We start from the raw sequence: 25,191 nt of genomic DNA on the forward strand, positions 1-25,191 counted from the left end.
ACTTTATTCTAAACGAAGAGAGATGTGAGCAATGGTAAATATCTTAACTAATATCTTGAAAAGTGACAGATTGGATGAATACCCATTATTTCAAAAGTTCTGCTCCCTCAAAGAAAAAGGGTTACGTAAGGAATCCTTTAAAGCATTATCTTCCTTTATTGATGAAGCAAAGACGTGGGATAATAATGCCCATCAGAAGTTTGCTTGTTGGCTATTTGCTTTATTTGAAACATCAGATGATATTCACCATGTACTCGTTCATCCTTTGGAAGAGGAACTTTTAAAGCCTTTACTTAAGGGATGGATGAAGAGTAATCCGGAAGATCCAAGGCCATATGGGTGGTATGGCGTGTTTTTCAATACTGAAAAACGTGTCGATTACTTACACAATGCGCTTAGACTTGGTGGCAGCAATGAACAATTATCCTTACTAACGCTAATCGATATAAATTTGAATGCACTTTGGTATTCATTTCATCATATATCCGAAGATTTGTACCTTGGCGATATTAAAGACGATACAGCACTTATTATTAAGTCGCTGCAGTTAAACAACAAGGTAGAATGTCAACAAACAAGAAATAGCAATAACGAAGCACTTAACTATTATCAAGATCTGTTGAATGACTGGGTGTTGTTTACAGAAAAACAATCAAAGGGATTTATTGAATGGTGTGAAAATAAGGGTAGAAATTATCATTGGGTCAAATCCTATTATTACGAAAAACATTGAGCGCAGCTAGTGAAGCTCGTTATGAGTCGAAAAGTGGGGACGTAAAAATCAAAGGCAAATATGGGATTGACCATGATGATCCTGAAGATTATCCTTTTTAATGTTTCACAAGGTCAAGGAGAATGATAGCCTTGGCCAATATTATAAGTTTAATGATCATTTTAAGTGATCAAAAGTAACCAGAGGTGAGGATGATTGATTAAATCAAATTTAAAACACATATTAGACGAAAGGAAGATCAGTATTAGGCAGCTATCCAGAGATATTGATCATGAATATCCGACTGTCAGAAAGCTTTATCATGACGAAATGGAGCGGTATCCAAGAGAGCTGTTAGATAAAGTCTGTACATATCTAAACATCGGGCTGCATGAGTTGTTGATATTCCAAAAAGATCATAACCATATCGATGACTAAAGGTGAAAATGGTATACTAAAGTTGCAGAGATAGGAAACATTTACATATTATTTAAGAGGATGGTTTAAAATATGCCAAAAAATTATAGTGAAAGAGGCTTTGCCATATATGAAGAGTTTAGAGACACTCAACAAACAATTGTTAAAGTTCAAAAAAGCTCTTTAGCTGAAGAGGATTGCGTTTTCATTCTAGGAAATAACGATGTAAGTAGTCATCCAGATAAGTATTTCCCTCCTCATTTAAATGTAGAGCAAGCTAAGCGTGTTATTAAAGCGCTGCAAGAGTTTGTTAGGGATAATGAAGAAACCAAGTTTCAATAAAATCGTACTTTTATAGGGAATAGGAGAGGTTATAATGCAAAATACAGTAAAAGTAACTTTCAATGTAAACGGTGTAGAAATCAAAACAGATGCGGGTGTACCACAAATGCCTAATGGCATTAATGCAGATAATATGATTGTTTTACATGCTAAAAGCAATTTGAAGAAAAATCTTGGAATTGATATTTATGAGGTTATGAATGCAGAGCATTACGAAGATATAGAACATCTCGTGACTATTGACAAATCAGGCTATATTCAAGGTGTTTAAATAAAATCATTCTTTTATTTTAATTGGAGGGGTACATTTGGGCATACTCAACTTTTTCAAGAACAAAGATAAAAATGAACAGCATGAGAATAGAAATAATAGTATTAACACTGTTGAGATTAATAACGAAACAGGGGTGGAATCAAAAAAAGAAAATTTCCCAATCTTGATTCAAGAAACAGCCTTCTCAAGGAAGTATGAAGAAAAGTCTGCATTTTTCGAGTATATAGACTTTAAGGTTGCAGGAACATCACACTATCAAAAAGATATTAAGAAAGCTATCAAGAATGAGGATGAAGATAGCTTTTTCTTTGATGAGAAATATCATGGTATGACAAATAAAGAGATTCTAGAATCAACTTTTGATGAGCCGATATTTATTTATCATAATGCCCTTTTCTCAAATTGTGAATTGCGGTTAGAAGAGAACAACAAGCACGATCCGGAAGCTATAGCTGTCTATGTAAATGATTGCAAAGTAGGACATGTTCCTCGAAAGGATTTTCAAGAAGGCAAGAAATACATTTACGATCAGTTAAAGAGTGGCATAAGGCACCCAATCTCAGCAAGTTTGTATGGAGGAAAATATAAAGTTAACCGTGATGATACAAAGATTGAGACCGGTGAAACAGATTATAAAATTGAGTGTCAAATTGTGATTAAAACAGACAAACAGACAATATAACTACGATTTTAAAGAGATAAGGGAGAATATAATGAATATTTATAGTTTGCAAAAACTCACTAAGGAATATAAGTATTACAAAGAGCCAAGAATTATTTTTCGACCGGTAAGGGGAAGGGATGATCCATCAGTTGTAATAAATGATATTAAAATGATGGCTGAAACTAAGCGATTTAAAAAAGTAACAAAAATTACTCACTTTCATTATGGGGAAAACTCTGGAGATGATTTAACTTATGTTGATTTTCTAAATGGGGACACTGTTTTAATTGAAAACTACTTTACATTTGGCCCTTCTAAAATGAGATCAACTGAGTTTGCGAATTTTTTATATCATGTCGGGTTTCCAGATGACTTTTCACACTCAGTTGTACATATTAAAGATGGTTATGACCTTCTTCTTACAATTGAACTTGATGGAACAGAAGAAGTAGACTATAGAATTAACGTTAATAAACCAGAAGTAATTGATCCTTCAACATAAAGCAATTCTTTAATAGAAACAGAAGAATAGCGGAGGTACCATTTTGGGGTTATATAAACCGTTAGACAGTTACGCTTATACATTGGTATGTTCAAGCTTGTCATATGGTCTAATCTTTGACTTGTATATGTTTGCTTACTCTGGTTTTATGGCAATCGCATTAGTCACTATTGGCATCATAGGATTTTATGCTTTAATCACTTACTTGGTATTTGCTGTCCCTTTGCAAGTGTGGCTTAGAAGAAGGCCCAGAAAATTCAGTTTGAACAATTTTTTAATTTATATTGCAGTAGCCTTTTTAGCTGTGTTTTTGTTCTGGACTGTTGATTATCCGCCAAATGCTCTTACTGTATTCAGAAGCTTAAATTATTACATTATGAGTATTGTTGCAGGTCTTATTTATTGGTTTTGGGACTCCATATTCCTACGAAATTAACACATTAAATTAAATCATGAATTTCACAACGTTTACAACAAGTAAGAGGGCTGCTGATCCAAACAGTAAATAACCAGACAGTTTTTGTTTGATTAATATCGCTTCAACTCCGACTACTGATAAAAGGGCTGCAACAAACAATTGAACAACCAGTAACAATAATTCATTTTGATTAAACAGTGAGTATACGCACAAGACTAATGCAATGCAAGAAACCGAAATTTTTGCAACTTTTAGCAATATATCACTCCTTATGCAGTCATGCATTAACCTTAACACGATTACGTGTCTTAATCCGAGAGCATAAAGAATCAAGATAAAAGAAGTGTTTTAAACAAAAAGAGCATTAATCTAAATACTCTTTTTCATACCGCAACGCCGGCATTCACGTAAGAATATTCCACTCTTCACAGAGCTTTTGAACAAAGTGTAATCACAATTGTCGCAGCGACCGTATTTTACATCTGGATATTCTTTGTAATCATAAACGATTGAAGTATCATACCCATTTGTTTCGAATTTCTCTTCCATTTGATCACCTACAAAATTTATTCAACATACTCAAGAATAGCAAATTTCGTTCGATATAGGGAGGGAACAAATGATTGGTTTAGCTTATTTTTTAATTATTTGGCTTGGAGTTGGATTGTTGACTAGAATGAAGTTTATTTTTGTTGATCAGGTTTATGATGAAAAGTTTAAAGAACTCATGGATTAAGAAACAGCAGCGGGCATGGAAAGGAATTTGGCCAGCCTGTTTTTCAAAAATAAGCTTAACGTTATTGCTTTTTTCATGTTAATTGGCATACTGCCATTGGCAATGAGGATTACAAAATTATTTAAAAGAGGTTGATTTATGCCTTTGCTTGATTATTTTTATGTACTGCAGTTTGAAAACAAGGAATACTTCAAATCATTTAAATTAGATGAGGACGGCTATTTGACATCTAGCGACCTCCACGGCGCTTCTAAATTGCAAACAATGTATGAAGTCATTGAGGTAGCAAGTGAGCTCAAAACAAAGTGTAATGTCCAATGTGAGGTAAGGGAAATCCAAGTCATAAAACGTTAGGGGTGCTCAGGTGTATTGGATAGAGTGGATTGAAGGTGGGGAAAAGAAGAGCATTGTTGCTGAAGGATGGATTGAATGGGCTGCTATACTTGAAGACTTGTATCAAAAGCGATTTGAGTATGTGGAATGGAAGCGGCTTTGAAAAGGGGGAAAAATGCCATTAAAAATTTGGTTTTATTGTCCAGTTTTTTAGGGATTATGCTATCAATTATTGGGCAATTATTTGGAGTCCTAACAGATTTCTTTATTCCAGGTATCGCCCGGCTTATGGGGGTTTTAGCTGGACTCCTAATATTACTTTGCTTTAAGTCAAGAAACACAGAAATGCAGACATTTATTGTGAGCTTAAGTACTGCACTAGGAATAATAGGTGCAGGGATTTTATATCTTCCAGCAGCTATTGTCAATGTCTTAATTGGCTTCAAACTAAACAAAAAGTTAAAAGAAGAAAACACTAAGGAGCAGATCTGAATAGACTGCTTTTTGTTTAGTGTGACCATGGAAAATTGTAGTATAATAGTAATAAAATAATCATTTTATTTAAAGAAGAGTATACTCAATTTTAAAAGGGGCGTAAAAATTTTGTCTCTTATACTAGACCCAGTTTCAAAAAATAGGAAGTATAGAGAATTAGTTCACCAACGGAAACAATGTACTTTATGTCAAGGAGTTAAAAACCCAGCTGTGATTTTAGATGGAAGATATGACTCAAATCACATTAATCCTTGGACTAGATGGTGTGGCAATTTAAATGCTAAGGTGATGGTTGTAGGTCAAGATTGGGGTCATGTTGAAGCATTTATTAGAAACAAAGGACAAGTTAATCCGTTAAATACAACAAACAATAAACTAATTGAAATGCTATCCCTTATTGGTGTTAAGTTGGAAGATACTTATTTGACAAATGCAATACTTTGTATGAAAGAAACAAAAAATTTGTCCGGGAAAACAAAATCTGCTTGGTATAGAAATTGCGGTGAACATTTTTTAAAAAGGGAAATTGAAATTGTTAACCCTAAAATCATTATTACCTTAGGAGTAAAAGCCTTTAGGACTGTTAAAAGAGTATATAACATAAAATGCTCAAATTATTTAAGAGATGTGGTGAAATATGAGGAACCAATAATGATAAATGAGGCAAAGTGGTTTCCTGTTTATCATATTGGAAAATTGGCACAAAGCTCAAGACCCTTAGATAAACAAAGACAAGATTGGGTTCGAATAAAGAACTTTGTTTGAATGAAATTAGTTAAAAGAATCCTTTCACTTAAACAATGGTAGGAGGTAAACCTTGGATTTTTATCAAAATATGTTTAATGATTTATTAAATGATATCATTGAACAAAAAACAGATATTAAAAGTGAAGAAATTAGCGAAATATCTCAAGAGATCATCGGAAGAATTTTAGATCCTCAAGGTGAAATATTTTTAAGAAAATATAATGACTTAAAAAATAACATGTATTCCAATTTCATGTATGAAGATCTTACTTATCAAGAACCACTTACAAGATTAAAACAGAGATGGTTAGAAGGTTTTGTATACTTAAAAGCAGTTGAAAAAATATGTGAAGAAATTTCTATGGATTTTTTATTAGAAGATTTGCACTATAACCCACCTGAAGACAATAAATTTAAATTTATTCTAAAGGTATTAATGAAAATACATGTTAGGTCGATTAAAATAAGCAAGGAAATTCAAACCTTGTTAATGTCAGGATTTGCTGATGCTGCTTTATCAAGATGGAGAAGTTTACATGAAAACAGCGTTATTTTCAAGATTTTAATGGCTAATTATAAGGATCTAGAGTTTACACATGAATTAGTTAGCAGGTTTATTAGCTATTCTGAAATAGAGAGGTATAAAGAACTGATTATTTACAAGAGAAGTCAGAGAAAGCTAGAACTTGATCCAATAGGCATTGAAATAGAACAAGAGGTTAAAGATCAAAAGGATGAACTGATAAAAAAATATGGTCAAGAATTTTTCAAACCGAATATGTGGGCGAGCATATTATTTGAAAATAAAGTTAAGGAAATTAAATTTCATCAGTTAGAGCAACTAGCTGGCTTAGATAAACTTAATGCATACTATAATCAGGCAAACATGCAAGTGCATGTCAGTCCAAAAGGGCTATATAGCTCATTTTCAATAATTGATGATGATATGCAGCGTGAACTATTTTCATATGGTGGTTCTAATTACGGTTTATCATTACCTGGTCAGTTAACTGCAATTTCTCTGTCGCAGATTACGACAGAGTTATTAAAATTAAAACCTAGCGTTGATGCAAATATGATTGGACAGTGCCTGAATATGCTTGTAGAAGAGTGTAACAATGTATTTGCTTCTATTCAGAATGATATTGAGGAGGAGCACAAAGAATCGCTTAATGAAAATAACGAGAATCATTAAGCAATTAGAAAACTTTCTAAGCCGAAAAACTTTTTGACTAGTATAAGTACAATGAGGAATAATTCCTCATTGTATCTAAATAAAATAGGAATTTTAAAGAGAACTCAAATACAAAAAATATGTATAAAATAATTGACTCGTAGTGCGATCTATAGTATTATTAAGTTAACCAATAAAGACAACAAAAAGAAATGAGGGGAAATAATGGAGTTAATAAGGATAGCTATGAAGAAAGACTTGGAAAATGACAACTCTTTAATGAATAAATGGGCAACAGTAGCTGGCCTTAAAAACCCCAATCCTCTTTATGACTTCTTAAACCATGATGGGAAAACATTTAATGAATTTTCTTCAATAGTCAACATTGTTAAGAGTCAGTATCCAGACCGTGAATATGAATTAATGAAAGATTACTGTTTAAACCTAGATGTTAAGACAAAGGCAGCAAGAAGTGCATTGGAGTATGCGGATGCAAATATGTTTTTTGAAATAGAAGATGTTTTAATAGATTCAATGATTTCTTGCAGCAATATGAAAAGTAAAGAATATGGAAAAGTGTATAAAATACATAGAGAACTGTCTAACAGTGTTATTACTGAATTTGAGGCAGTGAAAAGACTCGGCAAATTAAATATAAAAACACCTGAAATGAATTCTTTCTCAAGACTCTTGCTGCTTTATCATTATTTAAGCACTGGTAACTTTTCTCCGATGGCCCAACTTATAAAACAAATTGACCTAAGTGAGATTTCTGAGAACATGTACATTAGAAATACATATCAAACAAGAGTCCATGTTCTAATGTCTAATATAAAGTTAAATGAAAATTCATTAGAGAAGTGCAGAGAGTACTCTAAAAAGGCATTGGAAAGTACAAATATCCTGAGATTTCAGGTTTTCAGCTACTTAACTATTGGCAACTCTCTATTATTTTCGAATTATGAATTGGCTCAAGAAAACTTTTTAAAAGGGCTAAGCGTTTCTGTTCAAAATGAAAATTACAACATGATTTTCCAGCAGGCTTTGTGCTTCTTAAATAATGTATGGCGTAAAGAAAATAAGTGGATTAATTTTGAATCTGATTCAATTATGGATTTGCAGGAGCAAGCTCATTGTTTTATCAACTTTAATGAAAATTCCAAAGCAAAAGAAGTTTTGGATAAACTAGATCTTTTAGTTCACAACGATAATGAGCTTGCAATGCATTATTATTTGAAAGGAAGACTCGAACAAAATAAAGCATGTTTCTATTCTTCAATCGAGTATTTTAAAAAGTCTAATGACAAATTCCTTATTAGGCTGCCACTGTTAGAACTGCAAAAGATGGGTGAAAATCAAAAACTTTTAGAATTACTTTTACTTTAAAGGAGGTGAGACAATGAAAAAACTTATTATGGCTTTAGTTATCTTGGGCGCACTAGGCACTTCTTACATAAGTGCAGATTCTTCAATCCAACAAGCTTCAGGTGATTATGAGGTTGCTGGAATGCCACGTGGAGCATAAAATCCATTGACACATAAAGTTATTAGTATTATTATTTATTTAATTAAATTAAACAGAGAAAAGTAAGACGTTTGGCTCTTTTGAGCTAAGCGTCTTTTGTAGTTTTAAGGCCATCACTTAAATATTAGGTTTTAATAACATCTAGTGATCAACTTCAAATACATACACCCTAATTAAATGAAATGCATTACAAAGCAGCACATTCGCAAAAAAAATTGCGTAGAATGTGCTATTTGTCGTTAAAAAAATCTTTACTTCCCTTTTGTAATGCATTACAATTGCTATAGATGCAAAAGATAAAAAATATGTATATAGGAGGTTGGTGGTATGTCCGCAATTAGTTACTTAAAAAACAGTATGACAATGCATAAAACCATTTACCAAAAGAAAGTTGAAAGCTTAGTTAAAAATGATTTGTTTTTTCATGAAAAAAGCATTGAAAAGTCAAAAATAATGAAGAATGAAAATGTTCGAAAACAACTAACTAAAGGATACATGAAATTGCTAAGCGAATACAAGGAGGATTAATGATGCATGTTGTAGAACTTAGGTCTACAAATCATAAAGATATTGATGCCGATTTTGTTTTAAATGCTAAACAAACTTACATAGAGAGTGTACTAAACATTAGGAAAATGATTGTTAATGCAAAAACTGAAGATGATCTACATGGTGCAAAAATAGAGATAGCAGCATTATTAAAAGATCTAAATAGAGTATTATTAGGTGGAGATGGATTAAAAAGAAGCATTGAAAATAATCCGCATTTTAGATCCCTAATACATTTTGTGAAGAATTTAAAACGACACATTGCAATTGAATTTGAAGAGTTTATTTATCAACCATAACATATACGCACTGCAGTCTATAGTATACATAAAAAGTAGGAGGTTGACATGTCAGAGCGAATAAAACAGCTATTGGTCAAACGTGGCATCACAATAGAGGAATTGTCGAGGGAGACAATGATTGATATTCAGAAATTAAACAAAATCATTGAAATGCCAGATGAATCAGATGTTACAACCATAAAGCTTATCGCTCTGGTATTGAATGTCTCTATTGATGAGTTATTGGATGAGAAAGGAGGAGAAGATAATGCAAAATAAAGTTAAACAATTAAAAAATTATGCGGTTTACGATGATATCGAGGGCTTTTTAATCAATAAAGATATAAGAAGTAGCTCAGGGAATTCTAACTATATGATGCCTTCATCAACTAGAAGAGTGTCGAACACCAGAAAGAATTATGAAGGGGATATTAAGCAGTTCTTTAGTGTGATTAAAGGTAAAGATGTCAAAAGTTTAGTTCCCGATGATTTAGTTGTAAGTAAAAGCGAATTAAGCAACTATGTGAAGTATCTTCAGGAAAAGGGGTTAGTTAATAATAGTATTAACAGAAAAATGACCTCACTGAAGATGCTCTATACATATTTGGAGCATGATTATAAGGACTATATTGACTTGTCGGTGTTTAATACTGTCGAAAGGCTTAAAACTGTAACTAAAAACTGGGATAAAACAACCCAGACAGAAGCCGAAAGAATCGCTCAGGATATGTATATAAATGAAAGACAGAAACCTTTAATGAAAAAGCTGTTTGTTAAATTCGCCATCAGAACTTCTTTTCGTGTAAGTGCGATTTTGCGCGTAAGATGGAAAGACATACAGCTTGATGAAAGTACAGGCCATTATATAGTAACAGTTATTGATAAAGGATCTCAGGTTGTGTCTACAGGCATTAACCAGGTATTTTATGAGGAATTGTTGCAGCTGAAGGAAGAGGATGGCAGCGAAACTGAATTGGTTTTTCAAGGGCTTTCGGAACAATCATTACGACACTCCTTGAAAAGGTCGAAAAAAAGGTTAGGTATACCTCCTGAAAGAGAATTAGTCTTACACTCATTTAAGGGTGTAGGAATTGACTATGTCTATGAGAATTCTGGTCACGATTTACTTGCAGCAAAAGAACAAGGAAATCATAAAAATACATTAACAACAGAGAGATATATGAGCAGAAAGATTAACATAGCGAACTCTGCTGGTGTCACAATGGATGAAAAAATTGATTTAAATCCACTATATGAAGCAACTAAAGAGGATTTTATTAGTTTTTTTGAAAACACTGATCTTGTTACATTAAAAAAGTTTATAAAGCATGTAAATGAGCGATAATCATTTTTTCGGTATATTACTCAGTTCAAATGATAATTCTTCTTGATTAACCAGATTGCCTTTGGTAACTTTAAATTTAGCAACATGACATGAGGTGAAAGGCTATATGACAGTGATCTTTGATCAGTCTGCAAATGAGAAACTGCTTTCAGAAATGAAAGATGCTATCTCGAAAAATAAACACATAAGATCTTTTATTAACGATATTCAATTAGAGATGGCTAAAAATAAAATTACTCCAGGGACAACACAAAAATTAATTTACGATATAGAAAATCCAGAAGTCGAAATTTCTAAAGAATATATGTACTTTTTAGCCAAGTCACTATACTCAGTTCTTGAAAGTGAAAGGTTTAATCCACGAAATTACTTCACAGAAACGGATATGAGAGAAATTGAAACGTTATGGGAAGGATCTGTGGAGGAAGATATAAAATTTCCGTATACATTCAAACAAGTTGTAAAGTATTCGGATGATAATTATTTCTTCCCAATCACTGCTAAAGAGTTGTTTATGCTATTTGAAAATAAGTTATTGCACTATAATCCTAATGCTCAAAGAACGAACAAAACGAAAAAACTAGAGGGCTCAGATATTGAGATACCTGTACCGCAGCTCAATAAACAATCGGTTGAAGAAATAAAGGAACTGTTCTTAGATGGGAAATTAATTAAATCAGTTTTTACGTTTAATGCACGTGTTGGAAGCGCAAGTTGTGGCGAAGAATTAAAATATGATGACGACACTATGTCTCTTACAGTGACTGAAGACACCATTTTAGACGTTTTAGACGGGTATCACCGGCTAATAGGCATTACTATGGCTATAAGACAACATCCTGAGTTAGATCATTTGTTTGAAGAAACCTTTAAAGTGGACATCTATAACTACACTCAAAAAAGGGCGAGAGAGCATTTTGGGCAACAAAATACAATAAATCCAGTGAAGAAATCTAAAGTAGCTGAGATGAGTCAAAATGTTTATTCTAATAAAATTGTTAAGTTCATTCAGGATAATAGCATAATTGGTGATTATATAAAGACAAATGGAGACTGGATAAATCAGAATCAGAATTTACTTATAACTTTTTCTGACTTCAAAAAGGCAATTGAAAGAAGTTATTCTAAAAAAGATTTTTCAACTCAGGCAGATATTTTAAAAACTGCAAGATACCTTACATCTTTCTTTGATGCTTTAGCTACACAATATGTGGATGAGTTCTTAGGTGATATAGCAAAAGAAAGAAAGAGAAGTTTTGTGAACAACTATTTGTTCTTTAACGGCTACGTTGTACTAGCTAAGAAGTTGCAGTTAGATGGAGTAAGTCTAGATGATTTAGAAAGTAAAATTACCGATGTTTTAAGCTCTATAGACTTTAGTAAGAAAAATAAATTGTGGGATGAATTAGGTGTAGTAGACAAGAATGGAAATGCTAAATCACCACAAAAGATATGGAATTTCTTTAACAATTTAAAAATAGACGAGTAATTACTTAGGAGTTGTTTGTTGCAATGTTCAATAGTGAGATTAAGGAAAAATATTTAGATACCTTATCTGAGGGTATGGTTATGCAGATGAGGCCTATTTTTGCAAAAGCAGAGATTACTGAGACTTTATATAATAAAGACATTTATGATTTCACATCAATGCAAATTTTAGAACTTATACGATCATTCGATCAAACCACTATTGGTAGTGTTCGAAGAACCTTAGCATTATTGTCATTGTATATTGATTGGGCAATTTCATATAAGTTAAGTAAAGGATTAACCAATTTGGCAAGAACTATTTCTGAAGAAGAGCTTTATGAATGTCTCGGAGACAAAAAATTATATATTACTTATAGTGAATTAGAGGAAATGGAAAATCAATTAGTTAACTATCAATCAAAGGCTGTATTAAGGCTGTTGTTTGAAGGGGTTTCAGGTTTAGCTCATTCTGAATTGCTAAGTTTAACGAAAAAGCAAGTTGAGGATGCGATGCTAAATGGTAACGTTTTAACCCTCTATGATTCAAAGCACGGTGAACGAAAACTAAAAGTTAGTAGTGAATGTCTTGTTATTGCCTTAAATGCAGCTCAGGAAACTAAATATAAATTAAAGAATGGGAAGGCAAAAGGCCAAACAAAAGAAGTCTTTTTAGTTGAAAATGATTATGTAGTTAAAACAAAAAGAACGTCCAACAAAGGAGACGGCCAAGCAAGTAAATTTGTCATAACTAATCTAATTACTGATATATCTGAGTTCTTTAAAATTAACTTTTTAACACCAAATACTATTGTTAGATCTGGTCATTTGTATAGAGCATATCAGCTTTATAAAGAAAAAGGGGTTATTGATAACTCTGTAAGGTATCAGATTATAGATGACTTTAATTTAAGAGTGAAATCCAAATATCGAGCAGTTTATTCAATGCAAGATTATATTAATGAGGAAGAAGTTAATAAATATTACGCAGAAGAACTAGGTCTAAAAGAGACGACCATTTAAATATGAAATCCATTTGACTATTTTGGTTAAATGGATTTTTCTTTTATCTCAAAAAATTGTGAAAAAATTCGCATTTCGACAAAAATAGACAAAATAATCACTTTAAATACATGTTTAAATGTAGTAAGATGGTCATGTAAACCATATGGTTTACTAAGGAGGAGACCAAGACCAAAGTCTTAGTCGTTTCAATGCCTTTCAACCTTGAATTCATAGAGGTCTTCGACATTACAATCTAAAGCAGCAGCAATTCTTTTTGCAGTTCGAATAGACATATCTACTTTAACTAATCGATTATAGTCGCTCAGCTGCTGTTTCTTAATCCCAGTTATCTCTGAAAGTTCATTGATTGTAATGTCTTTCTTTCTACATAATTCAGGTATCAAGCATTGCCCGATCTCAACTTTAATCATAATCGGACATCCTCCTGCGTTCTGTTATGGAAAGACATAATACATATCATACCATACGAAGCCGATAAATAACCACTAGCATAACACCTACTTTCTATGTATAATGATTATACAAAACAGAACGCACGTTCCCTTAACACCTTAAGGGTTTATCACAGAAAATTGAACATAGGAGAATGAGGATGGCAGGTTATTTAAACAATATTGAACTGAATCTGGAGATTGTACTCAAAAACAAAGCAGATAGTCCAGAAGTCTCTGAAACATTGGTAACCAGGATTTGTGAAAATTTACTTTTATCTAAAGAAGTCTCGTTTTTAAAAGCTGACGGATCAGTTGAAAATTTTAAATTAAGTGATATGGAATATGAAATAACAAATACAGAAGAATTGCCTGAGTAAAAATAAAAAAAAGAAAGACTCCATTAAACATAATGTAATCAGCAGCAAGAGGAGAATGAAGGTATTGTTTTGAATATATTTGTTGATCAAGATAATTACAAAGAGGTTAGTCTGAAACTTACAAAAAAATTGCTGACTTCAGAACATTATCAATTCCTACTTGGTTTCAAGGGAGAGAAATTAGATATTACAATTTCAGTTACACCACAAAGCCTCGTTAAGCTTAGGGATGACATCAATGAATTGATCTTTATGTTCTCAGATTAAAATTAGATTCGGTCACATAAATTGGCCGAATCTAATTGACAGATATTAAATGATGGGTTATAGTTTATTCAAATACAAATAATATGTATATAGGAGATGATAAAAGGAGCTATGTTGCTTGATGAAAAGCTCGATAAATTAATGAAAACGATTCTGCGATTAAAAGCATACAAAGAAGAGGAAAATTTACGAAGAGTCATCGGAGAATTTCATTCAATAATTGATTATGCTTACGAGGGGATGTATATAGCTGAAGATATGTTAAGAGAAGAAGAAAGTAAGGGCAAAGAAGTAAGTACATATTGAATTGTGTAATTTTCACTAGTAACAAAATTAAAATTAGTGGATAAAATGTAAGTTTTATCGAGATTCAAATTGGAGGGGGATATCACTTGGAATTATCATTAGATGAATTGAAGCTCTATCTTAAACCATTAGTGTTTTTCGGTGAGTTAAAACTTGAAATCAGTGATTATGAAGAAGGTAAGAAAATTGAAGTGCTGGTTCATGATGAAGGGTCTTTAATTAATTTAGAAGGCCAAACGATTAACGAAAATTATGTGTGTACTACATGTAATTGTACTTTATATACCGATGAAAATAATGAAGTATGTTTCATAGAGCATCCGTATGGTGCAATCACAGCTGTAAATAAAGATCAAGTGATTCATTTAACTAAGCTAATTGGAGCAATCATAAATACGGATGAGGAGGATCCAGTTGAATGAACACAGCATACAGAGTTTGGGACGGCGAGAAGATGCATTATTGGGATGATGGTGAGCTGAGTCTTATTATCTCAGGTGGAGAATGGGGGCTGTATCGCAATATCGTTGGAGCTCTTTATCCCATCCGTATTGCGTCTAGCAAACAAAAAAAATCGGCTCTCATGTGGGGAACAGGGTTGAATGATAAGAAAGGAAAGGATATATACCAAAAGGATATTACTGAGGAATCCTATATAAATCCTATGTCTAAGGAGAATATAATTGATCGTTATGTGATAGAGCGAAAAAACGGATTTGACAGAATGGAACACGTTAGCGGAAAAGAAGGTTTTTATAGGCACTTATGGCTGCGGAGTGATGAAGTTGAAGTCATCGGCGACGTTTACCGGAATCCTGAGTTATTGGAGGGCGCGGAGTGAATGACTTCCAAGAAAGAAAAACAATTTTTAGAGAAGTACTATCAGGAGTTTAAGTCACTCCGAGAGATTAATCCTGCCACGTCTTTGGATGAAGCATTGTCATTGTTCTGTGTTGCATTTCCAGAAGCGGAGCCCCACAGAAACTATTTTTATCAAAGGACTTTGAAGGAGGGCGCGGAGTGAGTATGAATTCTATTGATTTGCTATTTGAAGATAATATGAAACTAAACCAAAGAGAAAAGTTCCTCAAAAATGGTATTCCATATGATGAGCTTGATACACAAATGATTAATTTAATTGATATTTTAAATTTTAAGATGGGATTGAAAACGCGTCATTGTTGTTTTGGGCATAAGCCATACGAAGAAATTCAAGTGATGTTTGAAGAAGAAGTGAATTTAAAAGAAGATCAAATTCTGGAATTAGCAGAATTAGCGGGAAGAGAATGGAAAGGTCTTCAATTAAGCTTTAGCAAATGGGCGAGGTTTTCTCCGTTGATGTTTAATTGGTCATTGGTGCTATCGAAAAGGTTTAGAGATCCGGAAGATGCAAATAAATACGGATACCTGAGATCAGTTGAAGAATTCTTTGAAAGCTATGCTGCAAAGAAGTGATTAAAAGATGCATTTTAACGGAAAGAGGGGATAGAGATGCCAGTAACAGAAGGAATGTATCAATGTATGTTATGTGAAGATGTATTTGAAGCTAAATCAGGTGATTTTTCTAAATGTAAATGTGGAGAATCTGAGATAGAGCCAAGTTATTTTGGATACACTTATCGGAATGGAAATAAAGTCAAAACAATAGAGACAAATAGATACTATTTAGAAGATGAATTTGTTACTTTCCCGGAAGATATTCAGGAAATTTATGATGAGATTAAAAGGATTAAAGATGTAAATGGTTACAAGTACTTTTTATTTGAATTAACTGAGAAAGGACAACACGGAGAGAAATTCTTATCAAAGATAAATTTGTCTTATGAGCAGTCTGTAAGCAACTATACAAGCGAGTTTAATAGAATTGAACTTAGTTTATCTCTACACAAAAACGAATATAGAGGAGATCGAAATGCAAAACAAAGGCTGCAGAGATTTTTAAATATGATGAAGGCGATTGATTCTAATGAGTTAGATGTCTCAAAAAGAGACGAATTATTGGAAGTGGCTGAAAAAGAGAAAATACATTACATAGAAGAACCAACAGGCGAAACTAATTACACGTTTTATGTTTGAAAATTTGATTGTTCAATGCAGTTCTACATAAAAGTAAAATTTTAAAGGGAAAAGGAGAATGATATGGGAATGTATACTGGCTTGAGGTTTAAAGGAATTATTAAAGAAGAGTTTGCTGAACTAATTAGGAAACTGATGTATGAAGGTCTTACCTGGTTTGACTTAAGTGCATGCTATCCTCAATATGATTTTTTACATACATTTAGTGAAATTCCAAGGGCAGATTTTATTCCTTGTGGTGCATTATCTTATATGCCAACAAGTTGGGAAGAGGATTCTTCAGACGGCTTTGACAGAAGGTTTGATCAAGATTCTAGATTGTGGTCTTTTCAGTGCAGTTTGAAAAATTATAATCGAGAAATAGAGAAGTTTTTTCAGATCATTGTACCAGAGATTGTCGAGAAGTCAGTCCATATTGAATACTATTACGAAGAAATGGCAAGGAGCGTCTTTTATGAGTTAAAAGATGGGAAGGTTGTTAAAAGTGATAAAGAAGGCACTTTTTATAGCTAGGAGAGGTTAATGAAAATGTTGCTTTCTGAATAAAAAGACTGTTTTAAAGAAAGGGTGAGAACCGATAGTCAATTTCAAAAAACTTAGTGATCCTGAATATGTTAAGCAGATGGAAATTGAGAGAAATGAACGTGAGCGGATATATCAAGAAAAGGAGACTATAAGAAAGAAAACGGTGTGCTTCACTGGTCATAGGCCGAACAAATTGGGTGGATACGATATGAAAAATCCAACAATGCTTAAACTGAAAGATAAGCTACTTGAAGTCATTGAAGAATTAATCAATAAGGAAAACAAGTCCAGGTTCATAACTGGTGGAGCATTAGGAACTGATCAGGCTGCTTGCTGGTGTGTACATATTCTAAAGAAGAAATACCCTCATATAAAAAACATAATTGCTACACCTTTCAAAGAACAAGACAAAGTATGGTCTGCAGAACAGAAAATGTGGTACAAGCGAATGCTTGATGTGGCAGATGAGATTATTAATGTTGAAGAATTAGATAAATATAAAGTTAGTGGAGCTGTACCAGGAGAGTTTTCGCCGGCTAAGATGCAAAAGCGAAATGAATACATGATTGATCACAGTGAAGCAATAGTAGCTGTTTATGACGGAAGTAAAAGTGGGACAAGGAACTGTCTAAATTACGCTAGGAAAACATATTTAGGACATCAACTATGGAGACTTCATCCAAAATGTGATTTTGAATTAGATATATCATATACACCTTAATAACCCAGCGGGAGGTAATAAAGCATTGAATCCTTTTAACTACAGATCCGAACAGAGAGGATATGAGCAAGAATACTATGGGGGTTATTGTAATCAAGTGAGAAACCTTGGTTTAAAACCTATCCCATTTCACAGGTTTCAGGACTTTTTAAGGGAAAGCTACAATTTAACAAGAACAAAGAAGGAAAGGATGAGATTTCTAATTAAGATCACAGAATCTCAATAAAAGGATTATTTCATTGTAAGGAGGAAGGCACATAGGTTATTTAAAGCACATAATTAATACAGCCTGGTTTAACTTAGTTTGGTTTAGATGGCATCTTGGAGCTGACATAAGCGTATTTGATGGCTGCGGATGGAATACATATAAATATTTAAAGAGTAAAAATAAAATTAGTGGAGGTTATTTAAGTGATAAAGAGGAATCTGCTTAGCAACCACGTTGATGAGATTATTGGTGAATATTACGCTACTAAAGGATATTCAGTCCATAGCATTGACCACCAGGAAAATGGACAACTGATTGTTGTTACAGAGCGAGTAGCAGAGGAGAAGGAGCCAGCAAAAGTTGATATCGCATTTGATTTCATACATAAAAGATCGCACAGGAAGAAGCGTTTAGCATAAAAAAAGGGCAAAGAGGGATTAACACTCTTTACCGTTAGGTTTCTTTTTTAGACGATCACAGATAAATTTCATTATACTGATAGCTATTGCAACAGATCCAATTATTAATGTGATTTGAAGGATGAATATTACTCCGAAATTTATATTCACATTGTCAAATAAGTCACTGGAAAAGGAAAGAAGCTTATGAATACTCAAGGCAAGTATGAAAAAGGAAAGGCATATTACGACAAGGGATGTTTTGGAATAATCTTTAGCATGGTCAAAATTATAAACTGCTATTGATACAAATAATAAACCCGTAGCGATCTTATGAGATAGCGAATCATTCGCCGAAAATGATTGCGCTACTATGCTGATGATAAATCCAGCAATACCGATTGTTTTACTCAAGGAATCACCCACTCTTATGCAAGTTAGGTATGAGTTTACCAGTTAAAGGGGATTTTCTCAAGGTGATCCACATTAAAGTTAAATTAAAATAACAGATTTTTTAGGAGGTAAAATTAATTGATCGTATACACTACACTAGGTTATTTCCCTGTGCTGAGAAGAAAATTATCCAAAGAATTTAAACGATTAGGTTTAAATAGCCTGAAAGAAAAGCGTTGGTTTTTAGCTAAGGTCTTAGGATATGCACCAAATTTCAAAGAAATGTCTATTGCTGAAATGGAAAGAGTGCTTGATGAGCTTACTAAATACGAAAACTTAAATGAAATTACATAACTAAATCTAAATAAAATCGTGATTTTAAACAGATAGGAGGAAACGGATGAATCAAGATATTCAGTTTTTGAAAGAACTTCAAAATGAATTGAAAACACAGGATCATGACTCTCAAGCTGAGCCTCGCTTTTGGGCAGTTGGGGATTTTAAATGGATCCGGACATCGGAGGATGATGCGGAACGTTATTCTGTTTACATCCCTGAAGATGGCGAATCGTATGAATTGGAAAGTTATCTAAAGGACATTAAGGAGAATAAAGAATTGTCCTCAGAAGCGTTAGAGGCGATGGAAGATATAGAGTGTGAAGTTTCCGCTTTAGAATGGATACATGAGTATGTAGACAGTGGCGCTAATCTAATTCCAGAAACAGAGGTTCATTACATTTGTCAAAATACAATGTTTCTAACTAAAGCGGAGGCAAAACAGCACATCAAACAAAATCATTATCACTATACGAAAAAGGTTCACACGTACGCAATGACAGCTTGGAGGGCACCGAAAGTTGAGCGGCTTTTTAATATACTTGAAACGTTTAATTGGGATTCCATTATAGACAGTCAATAGAATCTACAAGGGAGTGGCAAAATGAATACATACGTAGTCGACAACAGTAAATATAAATGCATTTATGCGGGAATTAACAAAGAAGCTGCTTTTAATAATGAATTTGAAAACGGAACCAGAGTAAGGGTTTGGTTTGAAGGCCACCACATAAAAACGTTTGAGAAAGAACGAAGAGAAGTCTGTGGAGTAGGAGAATGGATCCTTAAGTATGATGCTGCTACTGAATTGCAAAAGGAAGTAAATCGTTTGGAAAAGACATATTTCAAAAAGAAAGAATTGTTAGACACTATTAGACAAGCTGATGAAATCTAAAATAAAAGATAGTTTTTAAAGAAAATAAAAATGAATGGAGAGGAATTTTATTTGAATAATAACTTAACTGTAATTGAGCGAGATGGACAACTTTTAGTGGATAGTCGTGAAGTGAAGGATATGATTGGAAAAGAACATGACCAACTTTTGAGAAGCATTCGAAAATACATAGAATATCTTCACTCTGCAAAAATGCAGAGTGAGAATTACTTCATTCTTAGTGAATACCTAAATAAAAGGAATCAACCTCAGCCTCACTTTTTCCTAACTAAAATGGGGTGTGAATTGGTTGCCAATAAAATGACGGGTCAAAAAGGTTTGGTTTTCACAGCAAAATATGTTGAAGCATTTAACCGAATGGAAAAGGATTTAATGCAACCAAAAACAGAGTTAGAGGTTTTAGCTGCAACAGTAAACAATATGGTGCAACAAGAAAAACGAATAACTGTTATTGAAAATGAGCAAAAAAGAATCTTTGATTTGATTGGATTGAATCCATCGAATTGGAGAAAAGAAATCAACAAAATTATTAGATTAATAGCAAAAGAAAGTGGGTTAAGTCACTCGGCAGTATGGTCTGAGAGTTACAAAACCTTAGAAACCCGAGGGAAATGTAATCTGCAAAGAAGACTTGATAATAAAAGAAATAACATGAAAAAAGAGGGGGCGTCTAAAACAAAAGTAGAAAAAGCAAACTTTATGGATATCATTGATGAAGATCCAAAGCTCACAGAAATTTTCTTAGCGATTGTTAAAGATATGGCTGTGAAGTATAAAGTGACTCTAAAGAAAGAAACTGCATAAAATATTTATTTTAAAGGAAGTGGGTGATCTAGTTATGGTAATAAAAAAGGATTGTTTTACTTGCAGAAGCTGTAATGAAGTGATTTTCTATCCACCTTCGATTGAAACAACTGTTTCATGTCCAAGCTGCCATCAAAAACACCTAGTACAGAGAGAAGTGAATATAATTCCGTTAGAAAACACTAAATGACCAATGTACTAAATTTTCATTAGCTTTTTAATTGCTTGGTGCTAAGGAGTTATGTAACGGAGAGTTTATACTCTCCAGGATTCGAAGGAAGGGATGCGGAGTTTGCCGTGCTTAGTCTTAAATCTGTGCTTAACCTTACATAATATAGGTTCAATAAATACATATTCATCAGATTCAGACTTTACTTGTTTCATAGAATGAAATTTACCACGTTCTGTATTGGGCATGAATTCCATAAATCCAGCTGCAGTTCCATCAGGATAAGACAAAAGGAATTTTATATCCTTTTTGGTGTAGCCGGTAATAAGAACTTCGGTGTAATCGTAATTGATCACTTTCAGCCAATTATGTGAACGTTTATTGATCTCGTAAGGGGAGTCAGCTTTCTTGAGTACGATTCCCTCTAAATTCTTTTCTTTGGCCAGGTTAAAGTAAGCTAGTCCGTTACCTTGAATTCCTTCGATTACAAAGACATTAGGATGATTTAGCTCAAGTGAGTTTAGAGTTATCTTACGCTCAGTGATTGGCTTAGCTGCTATTGACTGACCGTCTTTATAGATAACATCAAAAACACAGTAAACAATCTTATGAGCTGACTTTTTGGACATGAAACGTTCCATTACAGCTTCAAAGTCAGGAGCACCACCTGGGGCAGCTACAATAACTTCACCATCGAGTACTGTTCCATCTGGAATATCTAAGTCCAAGAGTTCTGGAAACTTGTTTGTTACTTCGTTGTTGTGACGAGTGTATAGCTTAATCTGATTATCAAATTTAGAAAGGATGAGTCTGATTCCATCAAATTTGAGCTCAGTGATATAGTTCTCGTCGTCAAATGGCTCTTTTATTGAATGCAATAGCATTGGCGATACAAACAAAATATCACCTCCTACTTAGAACATATTAGCTAAGAGAAGGTGATATATAAAGCGATATGGCAGTGGTACTTAATGGGATTCTATGAGCTCAGGTGAATTGTTTTTAGGTGAATTCACTAAAGATGAAACCTGGTATGCTTCCATGTCATCAGCATCATAAGGCTGCAGTAAGCTTTGTAGGTAATCAGGGTCAGTATTTTTAGGGTTTAGCCATTCCTTTTCGTTCTCATCAGTAAGGATAACTGGCATCCGATCATGAATGTCTTCCATAAGCTTATTAGGCTTTGTTGTGATGATTGTGCAAGTGTACAACGGATTGCCTTCTGGCGTGTTCCACTTTTCATATAAGCCGGCAAAAGCGAAGATATTAGATGATTTAAGCTTAATCCGCATAGGAATCTTAGTCTTTGGATCTAGGCGTTTCCATTCATAAAAACTGTCAGCGGGTATGATACAACGTTTGCTGACGAGCGGCTTTCGAAAACTTGGTTTCTCAGCCAATGTTTCAGCTCGAGCGTTGATCATTTTATAGCCGATCTTTTCGTCTTTAGCCCAAGGAGGGATAAGGCCCCATCTAAGCTTGCCTAAGCGATTATTTGATCCATCATTGATGATTGTCAGGATGTTTTGTGAAGGAGCGACATTATAGCTAGGGTGATATTCATCTTCGGGTAAGAATTGATCTATATTGAATTGCTCAATGATGTCATCAAACTCAGAAAATAAAGTGAACCTGCCACACATGTTCATCATCCTTTAGGGTTTTTTGAATATTGTACAGGCTTGGTACATGAAAATCAAAAAGGAGGAATGTGATGCTGCAGCAAACAATTGAGGTTAAAGAAGTTGATGTGTTGATCAGGGGAATATGGAGAAAGAAAAAGTTCACCGATATTCAAAAGGGACAAACCTTTAAGATTGAGGAGAACGGAAGAACAAAGAAATACATAGCGAGAACAGATCCTTATTGGGATGACATGTATGAGACTTACATTATTGATTTGTTGGATAAAAATAAAATTAGAAGAAGTATGTAAACAGAAATCTAGATAAAACAGAGATTTTATAAGGATAAAAATAAAATTAAAAAGGGGAATTTTGATGAAGCTAATTGGTATTAAAACAAGTAACTGTTTTTTGGTGTCAGACAATATTGAGGGCAAGAGATATTTTCATAGTCAATTAGATGAATTGTTATTCGATGGGAAACGAGCATCTGAAACGTATAAGTCAGACTGGTTTAAGCTAGATAAGGAGCCAAGAGTTATTGAAAAGCAATTGCCAGCTAAAAAAATCAATCATAGGTATGAATTAAAAGAGGGATTCCAAGAATCTGAATTAACTCCTAAAGTAATTAAAGATTCTTACATAGGTGAAGACAGTGAATACTATGAAGTGAAGGGGCTATATGATTTGAAATTTGAAGAAGTCCCACAACAGAACCAAAAAATTGAATTCGAAATGAATGTAATTGAAGAAATTGACGGAGAACTTAAGCTACAAAGTCAAAATTTTAACTTGAATTATAACTTACTGGATAGAATTCAAACTCATCCAATGCTTCTTGAAACAAAGCCGTGTTACTTGTCCCATGAAGAAAGCTATAAGATTATCAGAAACCATATAAAAGCCAATATAAACCCTAAATTTGCAAGAATCACGAGTGATTATGATTTCTGTTTAACTGTGGTCAAGGTTCTGGAGCTTTACAAACCTCACGAGTATATAGTTGATCTTAATGCAATGTACAAACGGAGAAAGCCTAAACTTGAGAAAAGGTTTCAAACAAAGCGGGAAGTTGAAATTTACAATGTTGCACCTAAAGCCTATCAGAGCTACCCAATTGTAGAGCCTTTTAGTGGTAAGGACGTTGAGGATTTGAAGAGTAATATTAAGAAATTTTTAGATGATCTGATGGCTAAAATCAACGAGCCTTTAGTCGAATGTAAATGCTGCAAAGGAAGAGGGGTTATTTTAAATGAAAATTAAATTGGACAAAGATTACATGGTAAATGAATTGGGACTGCCGGAATCCTCAATTTTAGAAGAAATCACTGACACGTCTAGGTGGAGCATTCACTATAGAATTGTGTTCTCATATCAGGGGCGCTTTTTTGAAACTTTCTATAGCAAAGGCGCAACTGAAAACCAGTATGAAAGCCCTTGGGAATTTGAAGAACAAGTGGATTGTTATGAAGTGGAGTTAAAAGAAGTGAAGGTTAGAAAATGGATAAGAAAAGAATCTAAATAAAAAATCAAATGGAGGTAGCATAATGAGATACAAAGCGAAAGTGAAAGCGGTAGCCGAAATGGAAGTATGGGTACATGAAGATGCAGCGGGAAATATCGAAATAGAATACGTTGAATATGTTGATGACATAGAGGATTTTGAAAATGTTAGACCAATGGACGGGAGGTAAGGGGAATGAGGGAAATTAAGTTCAGAGGAATGGGTATTAACGGTGAATGGTATTACGGCAATCTATCAATCATCAAACAAAGAATCAAGAGCATGGGCATTGATCCTGGTTCTTATATCTCTAATAAAGCTGGTGTTCCATTTGCTTACAAAGTGAGGCCGGAAACAGTTGGGCAATTCACCGGATTGAAGGATAAGAACGGCCGGGATATTTATGAAGGGGATATACTTCGTGTATGGGAAGAGAATGAACATGTTCCAAATCGTGATAGTGGTGGCGGCATTATCGACTTTGACATAATCGAAGGGTTTTCACAGTTAGGAGTAGTCGACTTCAAGAGTGCTTGGTTTACTTATGAAACTAAAAAACATCAAAAAGGACGAGAAGAAGATATCTTTGCACCAATAGATTTTACTAATAACTATGAAGTCACTGGGAACATCTATGAAGATTCAGAGCTTATAAAATCTAAATAAAAACGATATTTTAACCAGATAGGGAGAGTGTTTAAATGACCTCAGAAGAAGCAAGAAATTATTTTGTGCAAAAGGGACTTAGTTATGAAGACATTACGGAGGGAGATATTTGTGCTTTAGTTATGCTGCTTAATAAGCATGTTAAACAGGCAGTTAAAGCACATACAATGTCTGTTGATACAATGAGAATGAGTCAGAAAATAAAAAGCAAATACAAAACAAATGGAACTTTAAAAAGTTGTTATCTTTACATAAACAGTCACTATTTTACTCAAAGAGAAGCAATTAGCTTTAATCCAGATGGTTTTATTGGTTTCGCAGGGTGGGCAGATTCAGGCAATAGACAACCTATAATTAGTGCTTTTACTGAATGGGTTGATTATATGAGTGAACAGTTAAGACAAATCAGTTAAAAGTAATTTTTTATTCGGATAAGGGGGTGGTACTAATGTGACTGCTTATAAGATGAAAATAGGGAAT

The 25,191-nt window shown here is 33.6% G+C and carries 46 protein-coding genes and 1 pseudogene; 41 read left to right on the forward strand and 6 right to left on the reverse strand.

The annotated features are described in order from the left end of the window. Window positions 1-31: 31 nt before the first annotated feature. From NYE20_RS10025 to NYE20_RS10055, 7 genes are all read left to right on the forward strand, one after another. A complete protein-coding gene (locus NYE20_RS10025) occupies window positions 32-733 on the forward strand; it encodes a hypothetical protein (protein ID WP_163136415.1) in 702 nt (233 codons plus the stop codon). Between the two features lie 195 nt (window positions 734-928). Then, window positions 929-1,150 (forward strand): helix-turn-helix transcriptional regulator, encoded by a 222-nt coding sequence (locus NYE20_RS10030; protein WP_163136413.1) that lies wholly within the window; start codon window positions 929-931, stop codon window positions 1,148-1,150. A 72-nt stretch (window positions 1,151-1,222) separates the two neighbouring features. Then, a complete protein-coding gene (locus NYE20_RS10035) occupies window positions 1,223-1,471 on the forward strand; it encodes a hypothetical protein (RefSeq protein WP_071582328.1) in 249 nt (82 codons plus the stop codon). 34 nt (window positions 1,472-1,505) lie between these two features. Then, entirely contained in the window at window positions 1,506-1,742 is a 237-nt protein-coding gene (locus tag NYE20_RS10040; protein WP_163136411.1) for a hypothetical protein, read from the forward strand. Between the two features lie 37 nt (window positions 1,743-1,779). Further along, the gene (locus tag NYE20_RS10045; RefSeq protein ID WP_163136409.1) at window positions 1,780-2,427 is read left to right on the forward strand and encodes an HIRAN domain-containing protein; all 648 of its coding nucleotides are present in this window, start codon (window positions 1,780-1,782) and stop codon (window positions 2,425-2,427) included. Between the two features lie 31 nt (window positions 2,428-2,458). Next, on the forward strand, window positions 2,459-2,911 hold the full coding sequence (locus NYE20_RS10050; RefSeq protein ID WP_163136407.1) for a hypothetical protein: 453 nt from the start codon (window positions 2,459-2,461) through the stop codon (window positions 2,909-2,911). A gap of 40 nt (window positions 2,912-2,951) precedes the next feature. Further along, a complete protein-coding gene (locus NYE20_RS10055) occupies window positions 2,952-3,347 on the forward strand; it encodes a UPF0715 family protein (RefSeq protein WP_250621129.1) in 396 nt (131 codons plus the stop codon). Between the two features lie 9 nt (window positions 3,348-3,356). Here the strand turns inward: NYE20_RS10055 and NYE20_RS10060 are convergent, their stop codons facing one another. Together NYE20_RS10060 and NYE20_RS10065 are read right to left on the reverse strand one after the other, a co-directional pair. Next, window positions 3,357-3,587: a hypothetical protein gene (locus tag NYE20_RS10060; RefSeq protein WP_163136403.1), complete on the reverse strand. Its 231-nt coding sequence runs from the start codon at window positions 3,585-3,587 to the stop codon at window positions 3,357-3,359. A 111-nt stretch (window positions 3,588-3,698) separates the two neighbouring features. Continuing rightward, window positions 3,699-3,878 (reverse strand): hypothetical protein, encoded by a 180-nt coding sequence (locus tag NYE20_RS10065; protein ID WP_019712287.1) that lies wholly within the window; start codon window positions 3,876-3,878, stop codon window positions 3,699-3,701. Window positions 3,879-3,948: 70 nt separating this feature from the next. Here NYE20_RS10065 and NYE20_RS10070 point away from each other — a divergent pair. The 14 genes and pseudogenes from NYE20_RS10070 to NYE20_RS10135 all read left to right on the forward strand — a co-directional run bounded on the left by NYE20_RS10070 (window position 3,949) and on the right by NYE20_RS10135 (window position 13,004). Beyond that, window positions 3,949-4,200 (forward strand): annotated as a pseudogene (locus tag NYE20_RS10070) (hypothetical protein). 3 nt (window positions 4,201-4,203) lie between these two features. Next, entirely contained in the window at window positions 4,204-4,419 is a 216-nt protein-coding gene (locus NYE20_RS10075) for a hypothetical protein (protein ID WP_042976229.1), read from the forward strand. Between the two features lie 10 nt (window positions 4,420-4,429). Continuing rightward, the gene (locus NYE20_RS10080) at window positions 4,430-4,561 is read left to right on the forward strand and encodes a hypothetical protein (protein ID WP_042976227.1); all 132 of its coding nucleotides are present in this window, start codon (window positions 4,430-4,432) and stop codon (window positions 4,559-4,561) included. Beyond that, entirely contained in the window at window positions 4,546-4,890 is a 345-nt protein-coding gene (locus NYE20_RS10085) for a hypothetical protein (protein WP_250621126.1), read from the forward strand. Before NYE20_RS10080 ends, NYE20_RS10085 begins: the two co-directional genes overlap by 16 nt. Before the next feature lie 111 nt (window positions 4,891-5,001). Continuing rightward, window positions 5,002-5,658, forward strand: coding sequence for a uracil-DNA glycosylase family protein (locus NYE20_RS10090; RefSeq protein ID WP_106293984.1), 657 nt, complete (start codon window positions 5,002-5,004; stop codon window positions 5,656-5,658). 52 nt (window positions 5,659-5,710) lie between these two features. Further along, window positions 5,711-6,835 carry a DUF5677 domain-containing protein gene (locus tag NYE20_RS10095; RefSeq protein ID WP_163136401.1) on the forward strand — a complete coding sequence of 375 codons (1,125 nt, stop codon included), beginning with the start codon at window positions 5,711-5,713 and terminating at the stop codon, window positions 6,833-6,835. A 204-nt stretch (window positions 6,836-7,039) separates the two neighbouring features. Beyond that, window positions 7,040-8,200 (forward strand): AimR family lysis-lysogeny pheromone receptor, encoded by a 1,161-nt coding sequence (locus NYE20_RS10100; protein ID WP_163136399.1) that lies wholly within the window; start codon window positions 7,040-7,042, stop codon window positions 8,198-8,200. 13 nt (window positions 8,201-8,213) lie between these two features. After that, a complete protein-coding gene (gene aimP, locus NYE20_RS10105) occupies window positions 8,214-8,339 on the forward strand; it encodes a lysogeny pheromone peptide AimP (protein WP_009967508.1) in 126 nt (41 codons plus the stop codon). A 327-nt stretch (window positions 8,340-8,666) separates the two neighbouring features. Further along, window positions 8,667-8,867: a hypothetical protein gene (locus NYE20_RS10110; RefSeq protein ID WP_004399418.1), complete on the forward strand. Its 201-nt coding sequence runs from the start codon at window positions 8,667-8,669 to the stop codon at window positions 8,865-8,867. Window positions 8,868-8,869: 2 nt separating this feature from the next. Beyond that, window positions 8,870-9,187, forward strand: coding sequence for a hypothetical protein (locus NYE20_RS10115; protein WP_009967507.1), 318 nt, complete (start codon window positions 8,870-8,872; stop codon window positions 9,185-9,187). A gap of 48 nt (window positions 9,188-9,235) precedes the next feature. Next, window positions 9,236-9,448 (forward strand): helix-turn-helix transcriptional regulator, encoded by a 213-nt coding sequence (locus tag NYE20_RS10120; protein WP_019712296.1) that lies wholly within the window; start codon window positions 9,236-9,238, stop codon window positions 9,446-9,448. After that, window positions 9,438-10,514, forward strand: coding sequence for a site-specific integrase (locus tag NYE20_RS10125; RefSeq protein WP_163136397.1), 1,077 nt, complete (start codon window positions 9,438-9,440; stop codon window positions 10,512-10,514). The genes NYE20_RS10120 and NYE20_RS10125 overlap by 11 nt, the downstream gene beginning before the upstream one ends. A 106-nt stretch (window positions 10,515-10,620) precedes the next feature. Then, complete coding sequence (locus NYE20_RS10130) at window positions 10,621-12,003, forward strand: DNA sulfur modification protein DndB (RefSeq protein WP_003231030.1); 1,383 nt, start codon at window positions 10,621-10,623, stop codon at window positions 12,001-12,003. Between the two features lie 23 nt (window positions 12,004-12,026). Continuing rightward, window positions 12,027-13,004, forward strand: coding sequence for a hypothetical protein (locus NYE20_RS10135; protein WP_003231032.1), 978 nt, complete (start codon window positions 12,027-12,029; stop codon window positions 13,002-13,004). Between the two features lie 188 nt (window positions 13,005-13,192). Here NYE20_RS10135 and NYE20_RS10140 read toward each other — a convergent pair whose 3' ends face one another. Further along, complete coding sequence (locus tag NYE20_RS10140; RefSeq protein WP_004399410.1) at window positions 13,193-13,417, reverse strand: helix-turn-helix transcriptional regulator; 225 nt, start codon at window positions 13,415-13,417, stop codon at window positions 13,193-13,195. Between the two features lie 182 nt (window positions 13,418-13,599). On the opposite strand from NYE20_RS10140, the gene NYE20_RS10145 reads away from it, so the two are divergent. The 10 genes from NYE20_RS10145 (at window position 13,600) to NYE20_RS10190 (ending at window position 18,340) form a co-directional block, all read left to right on the forward strand. Further along, window positions 13,600-13,818: a YopT family protein gene (locus NYE20_RS10145; protein ID WP_017697044.1), complete on the forward strand. Its 219-nt coding sequence runs from the start codon at window positions 13,600-13,602 to the stop codon at window positions 13,816-13,818. Between the two features lie 69 nt (window positions 13,819-13,887). After that, window positions 13,888-14,085 (forward strand): hypothetical protein, encoded by a 198-nt coding sequence (locus NYE20_RS10150; RefSeq protein WP_017697045.1) that lies wholly within the window; start codon window positions 13,888-13,890, stop codon window positions 14,083-14,085. A 111-nt stretch (window positions 14,086-14,196) separates the two neighbouring features. Further along, a complete protein-coding gene (locus NYE20_RS10155) occupies window positions 14,197-14,391 on the forward strand; it encodes a hypothetical protein (protein WP_003231036.1) in 195 nt (64 codons plus the stop codon). An 86-nt stretch (window positions 14,392-14,477) separates the two neighbouring features. Beyond that, window positions 14,478-14,813 carry a hypothetical protein gene (locus tag NYE20_RS10160; RefSeq protein ID WP_163136395.1) on the forward strand — a complete coding sequence of 112 codons (336 nt, stop codon included), beginning with the start codon at window positions 14,478-14,480 and terminating at the stop codon, window positions 14,811-14,813. After that, on the forward strand, window positions 14,810-15,232 hold the full coding sequence (locus NYE20_RS10165; protein ID WP_042976215.1) for a YopX family protein: 423 nt from the start codon (window positions 14,810-14,812) through the stop codon (window positions 15,230-15,232). The genes NYE20_RS10160 and NYE20_RS10165 overlap by 4 nt, the downstream gene beginning before the upstream one ends. A gap of 185 nt (window positions 15,233-15,417) precedes the next feature. Beyond that, entirely contained in the window at window positions 15,418-15,846 is a 429-nt protein-coding gene (locus NYE20_RS10170) for a hypothetical protein (RefSeq protein ID WP_041352077.1), read from the forward strand. A gap of 36 nt (window positions 15,847-15,882) precedes the next feature. After that, complete coding sequence (locus tag NYE20_RS10175) at window positions 15,883-16,467, forward strand: hypothetical protein (protein WP_160245147.1); 585 nt, start codon at window positions 15,883-15,885, stop codon at window positions 16,465-16,467. Between the two features lie 63 nt (window positions 16,468-16,530). Next, entirely contained in the window at window positions 16,531-16,980 is a 450-nt protein-coding gene (locus tag NYE20_RS10180) for a hypothetical protein (protein WP_160245148.1), read from the forward strand. 109 nt (window positions 16,981-17,089) lie between these two features. Further along, on the forward strand, window positions 17,090-17,713 hold the full coding sequence (locus NYE20_RS10185) for an SLOG family protein (protein WP_163136393.1): 624 nt from the start codon (window positions 17,090-17,092) through the stop codon (window positions 17,711-17,713). 411 nt (window positions 17,714-18,124) lie between these two features. After that, window positions 18,125-18,340, forward strand: coding sequence for a hypothetical protein (locus tag NYE20_RS10190; RefSeq protein WP_163136391.1), 216 nt, complete (start codon window positions 18,125-18,127; stop codon window positions 18,338-18,340). Between the two features lie 18 nt (window positions 18,341-18,358). Here NYE20_RS10190 and NYE20_RS10195 read toward each other — a convergent pair whose 3' ends face one another. Then, the gene (locus tag NYE20_RS10195) at window positions 18,359-18,733 is read right to left on the reverse strand and encodes a YoqO family protein (RefSeq protein WP_163136388.1); all 375 of its coding nucleotides are present in this window, start codon (window positions 18,731-18,733) and stop codon (window positions 18,359-18,361) included. Window positions 18,734-18,850: 117 nt separating this feature from the next. Between NYE20_RS10195 and NYE20_RS10200 the strand changes: the two genes are divergently transcribed. From NYE20_RS10200 to NYE20_RS10215, 4 genes are read left to right on the forward strand one after another with little or no spacing between them, the layout of a single operon-like run. After that, a complete protein-coding gene (locus NYE20_RS10200; protein ID WP_163136386.1) occupies window positions 18,851-19,066 on the forward strand; it encodes a hypothetical protein in 216 nt (71 codons plus the stop codon). A gap of 46 nt (window positions 19,067-19,112) precedes the next feature. Continuing rightward, window positions 19,113-19,631: a hypothetical protein gene (locus NYE20_RS10205; protein WP_163136384.1), complete on the forward strand. Its 519-nt coding sequence runs from the start codon at window positions 19,113-19,115 to the stop codon at window positions 19,629-19,631. Window positions 19,632-19,652: 21 nt separating this feature from the next. Then, entirely contained in the window at window positions 19,653-19,943 is a 291-nt protein-coding gene (locus NYE20_RS10210; protein ID WP_151262240.1) for a hypothetical protein, read from the forward strand. A 51-nt stretch (window positions 19,944-19,994) separates the two neighbouring features. Continuing rightward, entirely contained in the window at window positions 19,995-20,747 is a 753-nt protein-coding gene (locus tag NYE20_RS10215) for a Rha family transcriptional regulator (protein ID WP_163136382.1), read from the forward strand. A 255-nt stretch (window positions 20,748-21,002) separates the two neighbouring features. Here the strand turns inward: NYE20_RS10215 and NYE20_RS10220 are convergent, their stop codons facing one another. Both NYE20_RS10220 and NYE20_RS10225 read right to left on the reverse strand, forming a co-directional pair. Further along, window positions 21,003-21,815 (reverse strand): ATP-dependent DNA ligase, encoded by an 813-nt coding sequence (locus tag NYE20_RS10220; protein ID WP_163136380.1) that lies wholly within the window; start codon window positions 21,813-21,815, stop codon window positions 21,003-21,005. A 69-nt stretch (window positions 21,816-21,884) separates the two neighbouring features. Continuing rightward, complete coding sequence (locus tag NYE20_RS10225; protein ID WP_128751190.1) at window positions 21,885-22,559, reverse strand: SOS response-associated peptidase; 675 nt, start codon at window positions 22,557-22,559, stop codon at window positions 21,885-21,887. 71 nt (window positions 22,560-22,630) lie between these two features. Between NYE20_RS10225 and NYE20_RS10230 the strand changes: the two genes are divergently transcribed. The 6 genes from NYE20_RS10230 to NYE20_RS10255 all read left to right on the forward strand — a co-directional run bounded on the left by NYE20_RS10230 (window position 22,631) and on the right by NYE20_RS10255 (window position 25,124). After that, a complete protein-coding gene (locus NYE20_RS10230) occupies window positions 22,631-22,852 on the forward strand; it encodes a hypothetical protein (RefSeq protein ID WP_163136378.1) in 222 nt (73 codons plus the stop codon). 64 nt (window positions 22,853-22,916) lie between these two features. After that, window positions 22,917-23,804, forward strand: coding sequence for a hypothetical protein (locus NYE20_RS10235; RefSeq protein ID WP_163136376.1), 888 nt, complete (start codon window positions 22,917-22,919; stop codon window positions 23,802-23,804). Further along, window positions 23,794-24,066 (forward strand): hypothetical protein, encoded by a 273-nt coding sequence (locus tag NYE20_RS10240; RefSeq protein WP_032721745.1) that lies wholly within the window; start codon window positions 23,794-23,796, stop codon window positions 24,064-24,066. The genes NYE20_RS10235 and NYE20_RS10240 overlap by 11 nt, the downstream gene beginning before the upstream one ends. 22 nt (window positions 24,067-24,088) lie before the next feature. Next, window positions 24,089-24,235 (forward strand): hypothetical protein, encoded by a 147-nt coding sequence (locus NYE20_RS10245; protein ID WP_014721243.1) that lies wholly within the window; start codon window positions 24,089-24,091, stop codon window positions 24,233-24,235. 5 nt (window positions 24,236-24,240) lie between these two features. Then, entirely contained in the window at window positions 24,241-24,711 is a 471-nt protein-coding gene (locus NYE20_RS10250) for a YopX family protein (protein ID WP_163136374.1), read from the forward strand. 35 nt (window positions 24,712-24,746) lie between these two features. Beyond that, window positions 24,747-25,124, forward strand: a complete 378-nt coding sequence (locus NYE20_RS10255; RefSeq protein WP_077722306.1) for a hypothetical protein — start codon at window positions 24,747-24,749, stop codon at window positions 25,122-25,124. Window positions 25,125-25,191: the final 67 nt, after the last annotated feature.

Source organism: Bacillus sp. FSL R5-0416 (genome assembly GCF_037975425.1).
In the GTDB taxonomy this organism is placed as follows: domain Bacteria; phylum Bacillota; class Bacilli; order Bacillales; family Bacillaceae; genus Bacillus; species Bacillus subtilis.